The organism is Bacteroidota bacterium, from assembly GCA_023957335.1.
In the GTDB taxonomy this organism is placed as follows: Bacteria; Bacteroidota; Bacteroidia; order NS11-12g; family UBA955; genus JALOAG01.
Map to the genome: position 1 here is coordinate 466,006 of JAMLHC010000003.1, position 16,415 is coordinate 482,420.

The 16,415-nt window shown below is 37.7% G+C and carries 11 protein-coding genes; 4 read left to right on the top strand and 7 right to left on the bottom strand.

Annotated elements, in window-relative coordinates; genetic code table 11:
• Positions 1-231: 231 nt before the first annotated feature.
• The 5 genes from M9892_08075 to M9892_08095 all read right to left on the bottom strand — a co-directional run bounded on the left by M9892_08075 (position 232) and on the right by M9892_08095 (position 7,326).
• On the bottom strand, positions 232-3,465 hold the full coding sequence (locus tag M9892_08075) for a type I restriction endonuclease subunit R (protein ID MCO5254302.1): 3,234 nt from the start codon (positions 3,463-3,465) through the stop codon (positions 232-234).
• Positions 3,462-4,022, bottom strand: a complete 561-nt coding sequence (locus tag M9892_08080; protein MCO5254303.1) for a hypothetical protein — start codon at positions 4,020-4,022, stop codon at positions 3,462-3,464. Before M9892_08080 ends, M9892_08075 begins: the two co-directional genes overlap by 4 nt.
• A 33-nt stretch (positions 4,023-4,055) precedes the next feature.
• Positions 4,056-5,117 carry a restriction endonuclease subunit S gene (locus tag M9892_08085; protein MCO5254304.1) on the bottom strand — a complete coding sequence of 354 codons (1,062 nt, stop codon included), beginning with the start codon at positions 5,115-5,117 and terminating at the stop codon, positions 4,056-4,058.
• 210 nt (positions 5,118-5,327) lie between these two features.
• Complete coding sequence (locus M9892_08090; GenBank protein MCO5254305.1) at positions 5,328-5,705, bottom strand: GxxExxY protein; 378 nt, start codon at positions 5,703-5,705, stop codon at positions 5,328-5,330.
• A gap of 28 nt (positions 5,706-5,733) precedes the next feature.
• Complete coding sequence (locus M9892_08095) at positions 5,734-7,326, bottom strand: type I restriction-modification system subunit M (protein ID MCO5254306.1); 1,593 nt, start codon at positions 7,324-7,326, stop codon at positions 5,734-5,736.
• A 544-nt stretch (positions 7,327-7,870) separates the two neighbouring features.
• Here M9892_08095 and M9892_08100 point away from each other — a divergent pair.
• Both M9892_08100 and M9892_08105 read left to right on the top strand, forming a co-directional pair.
• Positions 7,871-8,305, top strand: coding sequence for a cold shock domain-containing protein (locus tag M9892_08100; GenBank protein MCO5254307.1), 435 nt, complete (start codon positions 7,871-7,873; stop codon positions 8,303-8,305).
• 29 nt (positions 8,306-8,334) lie between these two features.
• Positions 8,335-8,526 (top strand): cold shock domain-containing protein, encoded by a 192-nt coding sequence (locus M9892_08105; protein ID MCO5254308.1) that lies wholly within the window; start codon positions 8,335-8,337, stop codon positions 8,524-8,526.
• Positions 8,527-8,606: 80 nt separating this feature from the next.
• Here M9892_08105 and M9892_08110 read toward each other — a convergent pair whose 3' ends face one another.
• Positions 8,607-9,980 (bottom strand): hemolysin family protein, encoded by a 1,374-nt coding sequence (locus tag M9892_08110; protein MCO5254309.1) that lies wholly within the window; start codon positions 9,978-9,980, stop codon positions 8,607-8,609.
• A 177-nt stretch (positions 9,981-10,157) separates the two neighbouring features.
• On the opposite strand from M9892_08110, the gene M9892_08115 reads away from it, so the two are divergent.
• Positions 10,158-13,334: an ATP-dependent helicase gene (locus M9892_08115; GenBank protein ID MCO5254310.1), complete on the top strand. Its 3,177-nt coding sequence runs from the start codon at positions 10,158-10,160 to the stop codon at positions 13,332-13,334.
• 43 nt (positions 13,335-13,377) lie between these two features.
• Here the strand turns inward: M9892_08115 and aspA are convergent, their stop codons facing one another.
• Positions 13,378-14,769, bottom strand: a complete 1,392-nt coding sequence (gene aspA / locus M9892_08120) for an aspartate ammonia-lyase (protein ID MCO5254311.1) — start codon at positions 14,767-14,769, stop codon at positions 13,378-13,380.
• Between the two features lie 196 nt (positions 14,770-14,965).
• Here aspA and M9892_08125 point away from each other — a divergent pair, with 196 nt between their 5' ends.
• The gene (locus M9892_08125) at positions 14,966-16,411 is read left to right on the top strand and encodes a DUF1800 domain-containing protein (protein ID MCO5254312.1); all 1,446 of its coding nucleotides are present in this window, start codon (positions 14,966-14,968) and stop codon (positions 16,409-16,411) included.
• Positions 16,412-16,415: the final 4 nt, after the last annotated feature.

The following is a 16,415-nucleotide window of genomic DNA, read 5'->3' on the forward strand; positions in this document are numbered from 1 at the left end:
AATCCCTCAAAGCACGTGTTTTGCTTGCGTACGATTCCGTATTTTTATAGCCCACGGTTTAAACCGTGGGCTATAATGTTTTACAATATTTATAAAATGGATTCATCCATTTTCATCTATAATTTTTATTTCGTCTTCGGTCAGGTGTGTAGTTATACCGCTTGCTGTTCACGAATACCATTGAAAATAGAAAACTTGTGAGTAATTACGTGACTGCCGTGTGGGAATTCATTAGTTCTGATTTTTCTTAAAGTTTTCTGCTTGTTCAAATATCTCCACATATACTTCGTCTCTCTCAACTGGTGGATAGCCAAACTCGTCAAGCAGGAGAATTAGTCCAACTTTTAAAGCCGATTTGATGTCGTCTCGTTTGTTCCAGTCAGGGAATTTGGCTTGACCGTCAACAAGGTCTTTTACGGCTTTTGCCAATTCAATCATTTTGTTGTCTGGATATTTGAAGTCGTATTTAATGCAAAGCTCTTTCAGAATGTCGTAAAATGCTTTTTCCTGAAAGTCAATTCCCAATTCGTCACCTGCCGAAAATTCTTTGTGAACTTCCCAAATTAAGTCTGTCAAAGCGTTTGCCATTTCTTCATACACTTCACTTCTCAAAATGTCGTTTGCATCTCGGTTGTTGTATCGTTCCACCAAGGCTTGCATTTTCTTTGAAAAGTCAATGCCTTTTACCTTGTTTACTTTTCTTATTTCTCCAATTACTTTTGCCAATAACTGTTGAAGCAATTTGATTTTCGTGTTTGGCAATTTGATTTTTTCAATCTTAGCTAAATAGTCTTCGTCAAAAATGTCTTGTTCGGTTTCTGCTTCTTCTCCGAGTTTGAAGATTTCTTCTACTCCATCACTTTGCAATGCTTCTTTTATCATTTCCCGAACTTTAGCATTCATCTGTGCTGTGTCAGGTGCATTGCCTTTGGTCAGTTTGAAAACAATGGAACGAACTGCTAAATAAAAATGGGTGTAATCTCTTTCTGCTTGTGTTAATTGTTCGCTTCCTGCACAAATATCATAAGCGGCTTTCAGTCGCTTCACCAAGCCCATAAATCGGGTTTCAATCTCTTTAGTCTGCTGAACATATTCCGCAGCCAAATTCAAGGTGTTTAATTGCTGAATGGTTGTGCCTTTGAAATATTTTGAATTGTCAAAAGTGTGAAACAGTTTAGCCAAAAGGTCTAAATGATTTCTTACAATGATGATGGATTCTGCAATGTCTTCAAAATTGTCTTTGTCGCCTTCGCTGTATTGCTTCAACGCCAAATTCATTTGGTTTTTGATGCCGATATAATCTACAACCAAACCTTTGTTTTTCCCTTCAAACTTGCGGTTTACTCTGGAAATGGTCTGTATTAAATTGTGTCGTTGAATGGGTTTGTCAATGTAAATGCTATCTAAGAAAGGAACATCAAAACCAGTCAGCCACATATCCACCACAATGGCAATTTTGAAATTCGATTTTTCATTTTTGAATTGTCTGTCTAATTCTTTGCGTTGGTCTTTTGTTCCCAACAAATCATACATTTCCCTCGGATCATCTTGTCCTCTGGTAGCAATTAGTTTGATGCGTTCAATAGGTTTCAGTTCTCGTTTGTCTTTGTCGGTAAGTATGGCACCTTCTTCTGCTGCTCGTATTTCGTTCCAATCAGGTCGTAATTCCAAAATGTTTTTATACAACTCATATGCAATTTCACGAGTGCTGCACACAAACATTGCTTTGCCTTTTACGGTTGCACCTTCTGAAATTCTGTTTTCGTAATGGTTTACAAAATCTTCGGCAACGGCTTTCAATCGGTCAGGGTCGCCAATAATGGCATACATCTGAGCCATTTCTTTTTTGCTTTGCTCAATCTGATTTTCGTTGCTTCCAATCTCGGCACACTTAGCATAATATTCTTCAATCTCTTTGAGTTTGGAATTATTCAGCAATACTTTTGCTGCTCTGCCTTCATACACAATCCGAACGGTGATTTCATCTTTCACCGATTCCGTCATTGTGTAGGCATCCACGACTTTTCCGAAAACATCAAGCGTTGCATCTATTGGTGTTCCAGTAAAACCAACGAATGTGGCATTGGGTAACGAATCGTGTAAATACTTTGCGAAACCATAGGTTTTGGTAACGCCCTTTTCGGTCACTTTTACTTTTTGGTCAAGGTTTACTTGGCTACGGTGTGCTTCGTCTGAAATGCAAATTACATTGGTTCTGTCCGTAAGCAGTTCGGTATCTTCTGTAAACTTGTGAATGGTAGTTAAGAAAACGCCTCCGCTTTGTCTGCCTTGAATTAATTCTCTCAAATGTGCTCTGCTTTCAACACTTACTACTGTGTTATCTCCAATGAAATTTTTGGCATTGGTAAATTGCCCCGAAAGTTGGTCGTCTAAGTCGGTTCTGTCTGTAATTAATACAATGGTCGGGCTTTCAAAGTATTCGCTTTTCATTAAAAGCCTTGTCAGATAAAGCATTGTAAAACTCTTTCCGCAACCTGTGGCACCAAAGTATGTTCCGCCTTTTCCGTTTCCTTCGGGCTTTTGGGCTTTCTTGATATTGTCATACAATGCCCTTGCAGCATAATATTGCGGATAGCGACAAACTATTTTCTCATTTTTCTTAGAACTATCAGGAATGTAAATGAAGTTGCGGATAATGTCACGCAAACGGTTTTTATTGAACATTCCTTGAATCAAGGTGAACATTGAATCTATGCCATCAACATCTTTGGCAAGTCCTGCAACACGTCTCCAGGCATAGAAAAATTCATACGGTGCAAAGAATGAACCTGCTTTGTTGTTTACACCATCACTAATTACACAAAAAGCATTGTATTTGAAGAGTTCAGGAATGTCTCTATGGTAGCGAACAGTTAACTGCTTGTAAGCATCATAAATGGTGGCTTCTTCACGAATGGCCGATTTGAATTCAAATACCACCAAAGGCAAACCATTGATATACACTATGCCGTCCGGTATGCGTTTTTCTGAACCAATAATTTCCAATTGGTTGACAAACTTGTAAATGTTGTTGTCAGCTTGTGCTGAGCCTGTCGAAGCAGGATATTGTTCTTCAGGTTCGGCTGCTATGGAAATTACTTCATCTTCATTGGGTTGGCGGTGTTTATTTAAACCTGCGTAATTGATTAACTGAATGTAAATGTCTTTTTGATTGCGGTCTTCACGTTTTAGGATGAAACCGTCTGAAAGCATTTTTAAAAATGTTTTGTTGCTTTCGTAAAGGTCAGAAGATGAAAGAGATTTGAGTTGAAGAATGATAGATTTGATTTCGTTTAAGGTAATGCCTTGACCTGCGTATTGAGTTAACAGAAAGTTTTGCAAATCTTCTTCTATCAATACTTCTTCGGGCTTACGAGTTATCGTAATGCCTAAGTGGTGGGGAAATCCTTCTTGCCCCAACAACTCGGTAAACGCTTTCTCTAATTTTTCTTCGGTGAATTTCATTTGATGTAAAATTTGTCATCTGCCCATTTTGCAGGATTATTTATTATGTATTCCGATATGGTTTGATACGATTGTTCATTGCGAATGATATGTTCCCAATAATTGCGTTGCCATAATTTTTCATCAAAACCCAATAATCCCAATTGTTTGGTAACCGATGATTTATAACCACGAACAAGAGCCCCAATTGTTTGCGAAGGTGACCGTAGGGGCGTTTTGCAAACGCCCAAAATATCGGATACATTCAATTCGTTTGTCATTTGGGGCGAATGCAATTCGCCCCTACCGTACAACCGGATGATGCCGTGCATATGGTTGGGCATTATGATGAATTCGCCCAATTCGACATTCGGTCGTATTTCGGGGGTTTTTACCCATTCATCATTTGCAATTTGTCCATATTCATTCAATTTCATTTCCCCATCGACCACATCCCCAAAACGACAAATTCTATTCTGACAACAAATGGTAATAAAAAACAAACCCGCCTGCGAATAATCGTATCCTTTTAATCGGATAGACCTGCGGTGGTGGATATTGGGATTATATTTATTCATCATCATTAACCATTAACAATTTATCATTAACCATTATTCCACTGTCGCCAACTTAGAAAGCAACAATTCTTTCAGTTCCGTTAGCTTTTCGTTTTCTTTTCCGAGAATACCAATGTGACGATAAATTCTTAGAAAAGAATTGTTATACCTTTCTAAAGTTTCTGTATCAGGTATTGGTATCAATTGTTCTTTAAATAGATCATCTATTGCCAAGTTTTTTACTCCATTTGAGCTATTCTCGTATGTAAATAACACATTCGAGTTATACAAATGCACAATGCTTGAGAATAGAAAAATTGAAAAATTGTCTTTTGCCTTTATTACTCTACAAAAGTTCGAACAGATAATATCCTTATTCAAATATTCAAGATATTCAGATGTAAGTAAAACACTCCTACCAGTTGATTGAGTTGGACTTCCTCCTGAAATTTCAGTTACTATATCGAATGGTTCTAACTTGCGATTTATTAGATTTTTAGACAAAATAAACCGTGTAGGTAAATTTCCTATTTGCCCAATATTTGATGTAGGAATATCAGTTCCTCTTATGCAAAAAACTTCTTTATTGTAATTATCAATTGCGATATCCTTACCCCAATCTCCACCTAATGTTGAAAGCTTAATATCTTCAAGCTGCCCAACTCGCCACCCTTCCGGCAGATTCTCGAAATCAATCCCCTCCACAAACCACTCCCTATAAATCGCCTGTGCGGTTTCTTCCAGTTTTTGTATCAGTTGTTGGTTAAGGGCTATGCGGTTTTGGATGGTGTTGTATTCTTTTACGATTTCTCGTTGTTTGTCAATGTGGGGAATGGGGAGTTGCAAGTTTTCAAAATCTTCCCATTCCAAACTGCCTCTTACGCCACCCACTGCGTGAAAGCAAGCTTCACGGTCAAACTCACTACGAGTAAACCACATCATTAAATATTCGGGTAAAAGTTCTTTTACGTCTTTTACTTCAAATATTGGATAGGCTTGAGAAATAATCGCTTCATCTAAATCTTTCAACAAAGCAACAGGCATTTTTTTATCTCGCCTTACCTGCATTGTGCTACAAGCAAATTGATTTTTACGAATGATTTTATAGTTTTCCATATCTGTTCCAATGATGTTGGCAACAGAAGGAATAAACTGCTTTGAAATACTCAATCCCAAAAGCTGTTGCACTTGCAAACCCTTGTTTCGTTCATCAACAAGTCTGATATTTTCGCCAATCCGTCTATAATTTGACTTCATAACCCAATTCTTTAAATATTGTCTGAACCTTGAACTTCAAGATTGACTTGATTGCTTGATTTTTTCTGTTCATTGTTTGTGGTTGTTATTATGAACTCGTTTGTGTTGCAAACTTTTTGCTCCGAAATTTATGAGTAAACCGATTTCAAGGTTATACGCTTCCACATAATTCATTGCTTGTGCGAGATGAACATCTTCAAGATTAATAATGGCTTTTATTTCTACCATTACTTTATCTTCAACAAAAAAATCAACTCTTCGTGTGCCGATATCATAACCCTTATATTGTAGAAGCATTTCATGTTCCCTGCTAAACTCAATGCCCTGCATCTGCATTTCAATGGCTAAAGCTCTCTGATACACCACTTCCTGAAATCCATTACCTAGGTGCTTATGAACTTCCATTGCACAACCAATAATTTTATATGTTAAATCCTCATGTTTCATAATCAAGTCATCGAATAATCCTTTACAATCATGGTTCAAGACTGATTTTATAGCCCAATTCCTCAAATACTTTAAGTAAATCACCTTTCGATTGTTCTTCGGCTTTTAACAGGTCAGCAAATTCGCTTTTTAGCATTTGCATTTTCTCGTCAAAGTCAATGTTCTCATCCCTGTTTACAAATACAATGTATTTGCTCGGCACCAGTGAGAAATCTTTTTTGGCTACTTCATCCAACGAAGCAGCATAGCAGAACTCAGGGACATTCTCAATTTCTTTGCATTGCCATTGGTGGTAAGTGCTTGTAATTTTTAAAATATCTTCTTCGGAAAACTGTATGTATTTTTTCTCAAACGGAATACCCATTTGTCGCAAGTCCATAAACAGGATTTCTGTTGAACGGTCTCGGTAGTTGCGGGTTTCGTTACCTACTTTTTTGCTCTGTGCTTTTTTGTTTTTGTTTACAATCCACAACGTAACGCTAATATTGGTGGTATAAAACATATCTTGTGGCAATACCAAAATGGCTTCCACCAAATTATTTTCAATCAGCTTTCTGCGTATTTTATATTCTTCGCCACCACCGCTCAGTGCACCATTTGCCAAGATAAAACCTGCAACTCCGTTTTCAGAAAGTTTGCTCACCATATTCAAAATCCAACCATAGTTGGCGTTGCTTTTGGGTGGCACATCATAACCTCTCCAACGTGGGTCGTCAATCAATTCATTTTCGCCTCTCCAATCTTTTTGGTTAAAAGGTGGGTTTGCCATTATGTAATCGGCTTTCAGGTCTTTGTGTTGGTCGTCTGCAAAGGTATCGGCTGCTTTTTCGCCTAAGTTTCCACTTATGCCTCGTATGGCAAGATTCATTTTAGCCAGTTTGTAAGTGGTATTGGTATACTCTTGTCCGTAAATAGAAATTTCCTTTTTATTGCCGTGGTGTGCTTCAATAAACTTGATACTCTGCACAAACATACCGCCCGAACCACAGGCAGGGTCATAGATAATGCCCTTGTAAGGTTCAATCATTTCGGCAATCAGGTTTACAATTGTCTTTGGCGTATAGAATTCTCCTTTGCCTTTTCCTTCTGCCAATGCAAATTTGGAAAGAAAGTATTCATACACTTTGCCAACTAAATCTTGCTTCGGGTCTTTGGTGGTGTCAATGTCGTTGATGGTATCGAGCAGCGAAGCCAGTTTGGTTACATCTAAACCCAAACGAGAAAAGTAATTGTCGGGCAAGGCACCTTTCAGGGCTTTGTTGTTTTTCTCAATGGTGTGCAGGGCAGTGTCAATGAGCAAGGCAATGTCGTTTTGCTTGGCTCTTTTTATCAGATAACTCCAACGGCTGGTTTCTTCCAAAAAGAACACATTGTTCATATTGTAGAACTCGGGCATTTCAATGTATTTCTCTTTGCCTTCGGCAATCAGTTTTGCTCTATGTTCTTCAAACTTGTCGCTGGCAAACTTTAAGAAAATCAGTCCTAACACAACGTGTTTGTATTCGGCAGGCTCCACGCTTCCTCTCAATTTATTTGCAGCTTCCCAAAGGGTAACTTCAATTGCTTTTTCTTTTAATTTACCTTGAGCTTGTCGAACGGGTTGTTTCTTCTGTTTCGCCATTTATACTGCTAATATTTTAAATTATTTAAGGGTCTTTGTGAATGCTCCATATTTTGCAAGAATCGGCAATGAGTTTCGGCTTACTCGTTGTCCAATTGTTATGTCGTTTCTATGTCCGTGTTCACTTGTCAAAATGGGTTACTTTCTGTTTATGTTTTGGTTGTCAGTTCTATGTTTGCAGTGTCGTTTTACCATTGACTACCAACTCATAAACATACGCAATACTAAACCAAATTCTATTTCCGTACAAGTTTTTGTTTTCATATAAAGCTTAAGCCGGTATAGGTTTTAAAGGTTTAATAAGCAGCTACATTTTATGCTAAATTATTGAACCGCTTATCTGTCAATGTGCGGCTTTTTTTATTACAATCGCTCAAACCTTATGTAATAATCATATCTTTGCAGCATTAAAATCATCGGGTTTCTACCTGCGCATCACTTGACATTAGTACCTGTTCTGTTGCTTTTTCAGTTTTTGCTCTTAGGTTTGTGCCACTTATTTTTTAATGCAAAATGACTCAAAACCTAATTAACATAACAACGAATGGCAGACACATTTAACAAAAAAAATTTAGAACAGAAAAAAGCAAAGAAAAAAAAGGAAAAGTTAGAGCGAAAGGAAGAACGTAGGGCTAATAACGAAAAAGGCAAAAAACTCGAAGACATGATTGCCTATATTGATGAATTTGGTAATATTACAGATGTACCACCGGACAAACAAAACAGGATAGAAATCAACATTGAAGATATCCAATTAGGTGCGGCACCCGTCATACAAGAAAAGACATTTAGCGGAATTCTTTCTCTATTTTTCCCCGAAAAAGGCTATGGCTTTATTACTGACAGTAAAAGCAAAGAGAGCGTTTTTGTTCACAGCAACAATTTTCTTGAACCCATAGTTGAAAACGATAAAGTATCGTTTGAAAAAGAAAAGACTCCCAAAGGGTTTGCGGCAATCAATGTCAAAAAAATCAAATAAATTTTTTATCCATATTAATACATAATACAATGCAAGAAGGAACAGTAAAATTCTTTAATGAATCAAAAGGTTTTGGATTTATCACGCCTAATGACGGGACAGAAGATGTCTTTGTTCATGTGAGTGGTTTGAAAGACAAAATCAGAGAAAAAGACAGCGTAACGTATGAAATACAGCAAGGCAAGAAAGGGCTTAATGCTGTCAACGTTAAATTAGCATAACACCTCTTTATTCCGGTCATAAAGCTCCCTAGGGAGCTTTATTTGTTTATAGCAAATGGGATTGGGATACCCGAACAAAATTAACCTTTGTCGGTTTGAACACTCAACTTCACCTTCTCTACCGAATTACGATACATCTTTAATATTTTTGCTTGATATGCACCCAAGTCGAGAATATCACCTTGTTTTATTTCAATTTCGGGATATTGTTCGGTGATTAATCCCGCAAGAGTATCATAATCCTCGCTTTCATTGAAATGAACAGGCAAGTAGTTATTGATATCGGAAATATTAAAGTGGGCATTCACAACAAAAGCATTTTCCCCAATTTTTATCACCACCGGGTCTTCGTTGTCATATTCATCTTGAATTTCGCCCACCAACTCTTCCAAAATATCCTCCATACTGATAATACCCGTTAATTCGCCTACCTCGTTAGTAACAATCGCCATTTGAATACGTTTTTGCTGAAAGGTTTTAAGCACATTCTTAATCCTTGCATTTTCCGAAACAAACTCCGGCTCACGCAATATGTTTTTTATTTGGGTAGTTTCGGGCTTATTCAATACATATTTGACAAGATCTTTGGTGTATAAAATACCTTTGATATCATCTAAATCTTCGTCATATACCGGATAGCGCGAATAGCCCTCTTTAATTGCATATTCCAATGCCTCCTTTACGCTAAAACTAATATCAATTGCAGATACATTTTTTCGCTGTGTTTGAATCTGTGCAACAGTTCTATCATCAAACTTAAACACATTTTGAATCAAATTGCGTTCTGTTTCTTCGATAGCACCCCCTTCCTGACTTTCAGAAATAATCATCTTCAATTCTTCTTCAGAGTGTACATCATGTATGCCTTGCACTATATTGACTCCAATAGTTTTAAGCATCAAGTTAGCAAAACCATTCATGAACCATATAACCGGTTTGAAAGTAAAATAAAATGCTTTGAGTGGCATAGCCACAAAAAAAGTGGTAGCGGTTGGTTTGCGAATAGCAATGGATTTAGGCGCTAATTCGCCAAATACAATATGCAAAACAGTAATAATCACAAAGGCTGTCGGGAAAGAAGCTTGATGAGCTATATTTAACCAATAGGGATCGGACAACCCGAAAATTCCAAAAAATTTAATAATAACAGGCGTCAGTGCTCCTTCTCCAACCCAACCCAGACCCAGACTGGCAAGGGTAATACCCAACTGGGTAGCAGCCAGATATGAATCCAAATGATGCACAATGTTCTTGGCAACTCCGGCTAAATGTTTATTGGATTTGGAACGAATGTGAATTTGTGAAGTACGAACTTTCACAATAGCAAACTCTGCCGCAACGAAAAATCCGTTGAGGAAAACTAAGAATACGGTTAGAAGTAAAAGTGGGAGAGATACCGTCTCAGGGTGTGTTGCAAATAGCAGTATGTTTAGTACCGAGGGCTCAGGGTCCATATTGATGATTTTATTTTCTGTTTCAATGTGTTTTAAAAATTTACATTAAAACAAGGTGCAAATTTATACTAAATTATTTCATCTTGTATGTGAAGATTTTTTTAAGGTATTTTGAACCTGTCGAATTTAGTTCCTTATACTAAAATTATATTTTCAAACTACACGTCAATACATAACATGCAAAACGATAATAAAGTTAACTTTCAAAGAATACTTGACAGCCTTAACCCCAATCAACGCAAGGCAGTTGACCAGATTGACGGACCGGTTATGGTGGTAGCAGGTCCGGGTACAGGCAAAACCCAAATCCTGTCTGCAAGGATTGCCAATATTCTTATGAGCACCGATGTGGGGGCACAAAGTATTTTGTGTTTAACCTATACGGAAGCCGGGGCGAAGGCAATGCAAAAAAGATTGATAGAAATGATTGGTACAGAGGCATATAATGTCAGCGTTCAGACATTTCACTCTTTTGGGGCTCAGGTTATCAGAGAAAATGAAAGTCTTTTTGGCAACAGAGCGTTGCAACCACTGTCAGCATTAGAAAATGAGCAGATTTTAAGAGAAATTCTCAATGAATTGTCCTCTTCCAGCGTGCTTAAATCAAACAAAGAATACACCTATCATGCTAAATCTTTGAAAGAAATATTTGCTGTCATTAAAACACAAGGATTAAAGCCGGCAAAATTGCTCAAAGACATTGATGATTATATTGCAGAAATGCCTCTGTTAGATGAATTTAGATATAAAATAAAAAGAGGTGATAATAAGGCAGGCGACCCAAACATAGGTCGCATTGCAAAGACAGAAACTACACTAAACTATCTCAAACAAGCAGTTTCCTTGTACAACGTTTACCTCGACAAAATGGCGCAAAAAAGCCGCTTTGACTTTGCAGATATGCTAATCTGGGTGCGAGATGCGTTTGAAAAATATCCTAATTTACTTTTATCATACCGCGAAAGATATTTATATATTTTGGTGGATGAATTTCAGGATAATAATGGGATTCAAACTCAGATTCTGAATTTGTTAGCAAGTGCAGAAGAACAACCGAACGTCTTTGTTGTGGGTGATGATGACCAAAGTATATTCAGCTTTCAGGGTGCCAACTATGAAATTATGTTAAATTTTGACAAGGATTATCACCCTACAACGGTTGTGTTGGATATGAACTATCGTTCATCACAAAAAATCCTTGATGCTTCAAAAGCATTGATAGAGAATAATACACAAAGATTGGTGAGCAAAAAATCGGGGCTTATCAAGGAACTCATTGCAAGCAATCCTAATTATAAAGATTTGCCAACAACACCACTCATTGTAGAGTATTCGGTTGATAACGAAGAAACTGTGATGGTGGCAGGTGAAATCGAAAAGCTGATTCGAGAACAGAATGTAGAACCTGAAAACATTGCTGTAATATATCGAATGCATAAACAAGCAATCGAAATTTCAAACTATTTAGTCTCAAAAGGTATTCCAATTTATACTGCCCGCCCTGTTAATATTCTGGAAGAGTCTATGATTCAGAATATACTCAAACTGCTTGAATATATTCAACTTGAGAGTAAGAAATCTTTCTTGGGCGACCACTTAGTCTTTGAGATTCTACATTTTGATTGCTTCGAACTTGACGCACTTGATATTGCCAAATTTGCACTTGAAATAGCCCCTAAGAAACAGAAAAACTGGCGTTCCGAAATTGCAGAAAAAGCCAAAAGACCTTCTCAGTCAGAACTTTTCGAAAACAATAACTTTATTAACAAGTTGAGACGTGTTCACGAGAATCTTGAATATTGGATAAAACAGTCGTTCAATGTTACCGTAGCTGAGTTGATAGAAAAAATAATTGCCAAGGGCGGCTTCCTGTCACACGCCTTGTCTTCTGAACAGAAGAATTGGAATATGCAAGTACTCAAAACTTTCTTTGATTATGTGAAAAATGAGACTGAACGCAATCCCTACCTCAAACTTTCCGAGTTTTTGGATGCAATCAAATTGATGAGAGAGTTGAATTTAAGCATTGAGATTAAAAGAATTTATGGAAGTACAAATGGTGTTAACCTGCTCACAGCGCACGCTTCCAAAGGATTGGAATTTGACCATGTATTCATGATTGGTTGCAATGAGAAAACTTGGGTCTCAAGAGATAATAAGCTGCCTTTTGAATTGAGCCGAATACTGCTACACAATAACCCTTATGGCAATGTTAGCAATGACAAAGGAGCTATGGTTGAAGAAAGCAGAAGGCTGTTTTTTGTTGCACTCACTCGCGCCAAAAAGTCAATACAGATTAGCTATTCCTCTGAACATGACAATGAAACACAGTTTATTACCGAACTCATTAGTTCGGGGACGGTAGAACGAAAAGCTGAACATAAATCGGATGACTTAAACCAAAGCACCATCACTTTAACCAATGATTTTATTGCGGCACAATTTGCTCAACCGGAAAATACGCAATCAAGAAAAGTGGAAGATGCTTGGTTGGACAGTTTTGTAAACAATTACAGTATGTCGGTTTCGTACCTCAATAAATACTTACAATGTCCGCTGGCTTTTTATTATGAAAAAATACTAAAAATCCCTACTGCCAAAAACAAATACACGGGTTTTGGAAGTGCAATACACGACACATTGGACGATTGGATAAAAGAAGCCAACAATAACCCAAATCATGAATTTTGGAACGCAGAATGGCTGTGCAATAAGTTCGAAGAACAGATGGGATATCAGCGTGACGCATTTACTGACGAGGGTTTCAAACACATGCTGGAATATGGAAAAGAAAAACTTATCTATTTCTACAAGCGAAAGATTGACTATATCCGTAAGGTTCCTAAAATACTCACAGAGCAACGTATTTACACAGAAATTGAAGGAATTAAGATTAATGGAATTGCTGACAGGCTTGATTTTACAGACAATACCGCTCATTTGATTGACTACAAAACCGGTAGTATTATAAATGGCAAGAAAAAGTTACTTCCTCCGATAGAAGGAGCTGCTTCCGGCACAACACTAACCGCCCAATATGGCGGTGATTACTGGAGACAGTTGGTATTTTATAAAATTTTAGTGGAAAATTCCGGCTTCAACTGGATAATTGATTCGGCAGAAATAGAATTTATTGAAGTTGACGAAGATGATGCAGACACACACAAGCTTTTTATAGGTCCTAACGATGTAGAAATTGTGAAGGAACAAATCAAAATGGTGGATGCGAGCATCAAAGCAAAGGATTTTCAAAATGGATGTGGAGACAAAGACTGCCACTGGTGTAACTTTGAAAAGCACTATATGTCGGGCAAAAACTATGTTTTTGAAGAATTGCCTGAAGAAGGAGAATAGAATAAAAACCTAAAGAGAAAAGGTGTACAAATCCACCGTTATTTTAATGGGAATGGAGCATGTTTTTCGGGTCTAATATTTCATCAAGCTTCTCTTGTGTAAGCAGCCCTTGTTCCAGTACCAAATTGTACACACTTTTTCCCGTTTCCAAAGCTTGCTTGGCAATGAGTGTAGATTGTTTGTATCCAATATATGGGTTGAGGGCAGTTACAATTCCTATGCTGTGCTTTACCATATTCAGGCACACTTCTTTGTTGGCTGTAATTCCTATCACACACTTTTCTCTCAAAGTATTAAGGGCATTGCACATGAAATTAATATTTTCCATGATAGCATGACACAAGACCGGCTCCATCACATTGAGTTGTAACTGACCTGCCTCTGCTGCGAATGTAACGGTAAGGTCATTGCCAATGACTTTATAACAAACTTGATTCACCACTTCGGGGATAACCGGATTCACCTTGCCGGGCATAATGGAAGAACCCGGCTGCATAGGAGGCAGGTTAATTTCATACAAACCCGCTCTGGGACCGGAAGACAAAAGTCTTAAATCGTTGCAAATCTTGGATAGTTTGACCGCCAACCTTTTTAAAGCTGAAGAATAAATAACATAAGAACCGGTGTCCGGTGTTGCTTCTACAAGGTTAGGCGCTGAAACAAACGGGAAGCCTGTGATGTGTGCAAGTTTTTCTGCGCATAGTTTGGCATAGCCTTTCGGTGCATTCAGACCGGTTCCGATGGCAGTTGCACCCATATTGATTTCTACAAATAGTTTGGAGTTGTTGTTTAGTTTCTCTATATCTTCTTCCAGATTATCCGCAAAAGCTTCAAACTCTTGTCCTAAGGTCATTGGTACTGCATCCTGCAATTGTGTCCTGCCCATCTTTATTACATCTGAAAACTCTTTACCTTTTTGTCTGAAAGAAGCTATAATCAGGCTGAGTGTTTGAACCAGCGTTTGATTCATAATAATCAGGGCTGTTTTGATTGCAGTCGGATAGGCATCATTGGTGGATTGTGACAAGTTAACATGGTCATTTGGAGAGCAATATTGATACTCCCCTTTTGTGTGTCCGAGAATTTCAATGGCTCTGTTGGCAATAACCTCATTGGCATTCATATTGACAGAAGTACCCGCACCACCTTGTATCATATCAACGGGAAACTCTTTATCCATTTTGCCTGCAATTACCTCATCACATGCTTGAATCATGGCTTCATAGACAGTTTTGTCAAGTACTCCTAATTCGTAATTGGTTTGTGCTGCTGCTTTTTTAACATATCCCAAAGCCTTTATCATTGCCGGAAAAGAAAAAAGATACTGATTGGAAATCTTAAAATTGTGTATGGCTCTTTGCGTTTGGACACCGTAATACGCCTCTTTAGGCACTTTCAGTTCACCCAACAAGTCACTTTCTACTCTATATTCCATTTCGTTTTTTTGATTGAATTTCAATAGCAAAGGTATTATTATTTGTAAGTCAGAGTAAGTATGACACAGAAATTTATTATTTAATCAAACACCTTGTGTTTTTAATAATAATCAATTTATTGTTAAAAAAACACAACTTTAGAGAAACAACTTATCAATAGACCACTTATTTTTGAAATTCTAAACTCTAAATGTTATGTCAGATAATTGTGCAGGCGGAACGCTTGCCCCCTATGTACCAAGTGTAGGCAAACCATGGAACAGTTTGCGCGTAGCTCATTTATACAAACGTATGGCTTTTGGTGCCAACTATGCTCAAATACAAGCCGGATTGTTGATGACTCCAGGACAGTTAGTGGACAAAATAATCAGTGATTCTAAGGCAGCACCTTTACCTACCCCTCCAACTTGGTACAATTGGACTGCATCCAATTACTCCGATTTCAACAACCAGTCTGTAAGTCAGTATGTTGAATGGTATTTACAATGGATAAAAGAGATGTTAACAGTTGGGGCAAGAGAAAAGTTTGCTCTTTTTTGGCACAATCATTTTGTGACGAGATATCTGGATTATCTATGCCCAAGTTATATGTATGAATACCACAAGTTACTCCAACTACATGCATTCGGTGATTTTAAAGTATTCTTGAAAGAAATGGGCAAATCTTCGGCTATGCTGACATTCTTGGATGCAAGACATAATGTGAAGGGACATCCAAACGAAAACTATGCGCGTGAATTAATGGAACTCTTTACCATGGGTGTAAACAATGGATACACGCAACAAGATATCACAGAAGCTGCAAGGGCGTTCACAGGATGGGTAACTATATCTGAAAATTGTGCAGCTATCAGTTTTGATATTACAAAATTTGATGCCGACCCTAAAACTATATATGGTCAAACCGGCAATTTCACTTTTGACGATGTCCACGACTTGATTTTCCAAGAACGAGCATTGCAAGTATCCAAATTTATCTGCTCAAAAATCTACACGCAATTTGTGCACCCAATTCCTAACGATACCATCATAGATGGAATGGCACAAACCTTTCGCAACAACAATTTCCTAATAGAACCCGTACTCTTGGAATTATTCAAAAGTGACCATTTTTTTGAAGATGATGCCATCAGTGTAATCATCAAAAGCCCGATTGATTTATTCGTGTCAGCCCTTACCGAGAGCGCACTCCCTTATGACAATTTACTTATTACAAACACCGCTTATGTAACGTCTGATATGGGACAACAATTGTTTAGCCCTATTGATGTATCAGGATGGAATGGCAATCGCGCATGGATTAACAGCACATCTATTACCAAGCGTTGGGACATACTGGGTAATTATTTTGGATATGTTCTTACCCAACTTGACAGAGAATCACTGCGTCAATTGGCAATAGACATTTCAGGCAACTCCAAAGATGTTGCTGTAGTAGCACAAAAAATAACTGACTTCTTCATCCCAAAAGGATTAGAAAAAGCCGCAGATTACACACAGGCAACCATTGCGCTCAAAGCTTCTGTACCTCAAAACTATTTTGATAACGGTTGGTGGGATTTGCAGTTTCAATATGTACCCGAACAAGTATATAACCTGATGTTATGGATAGTCCGAAGACCTGAATTTCAGTTGATGTAATAAA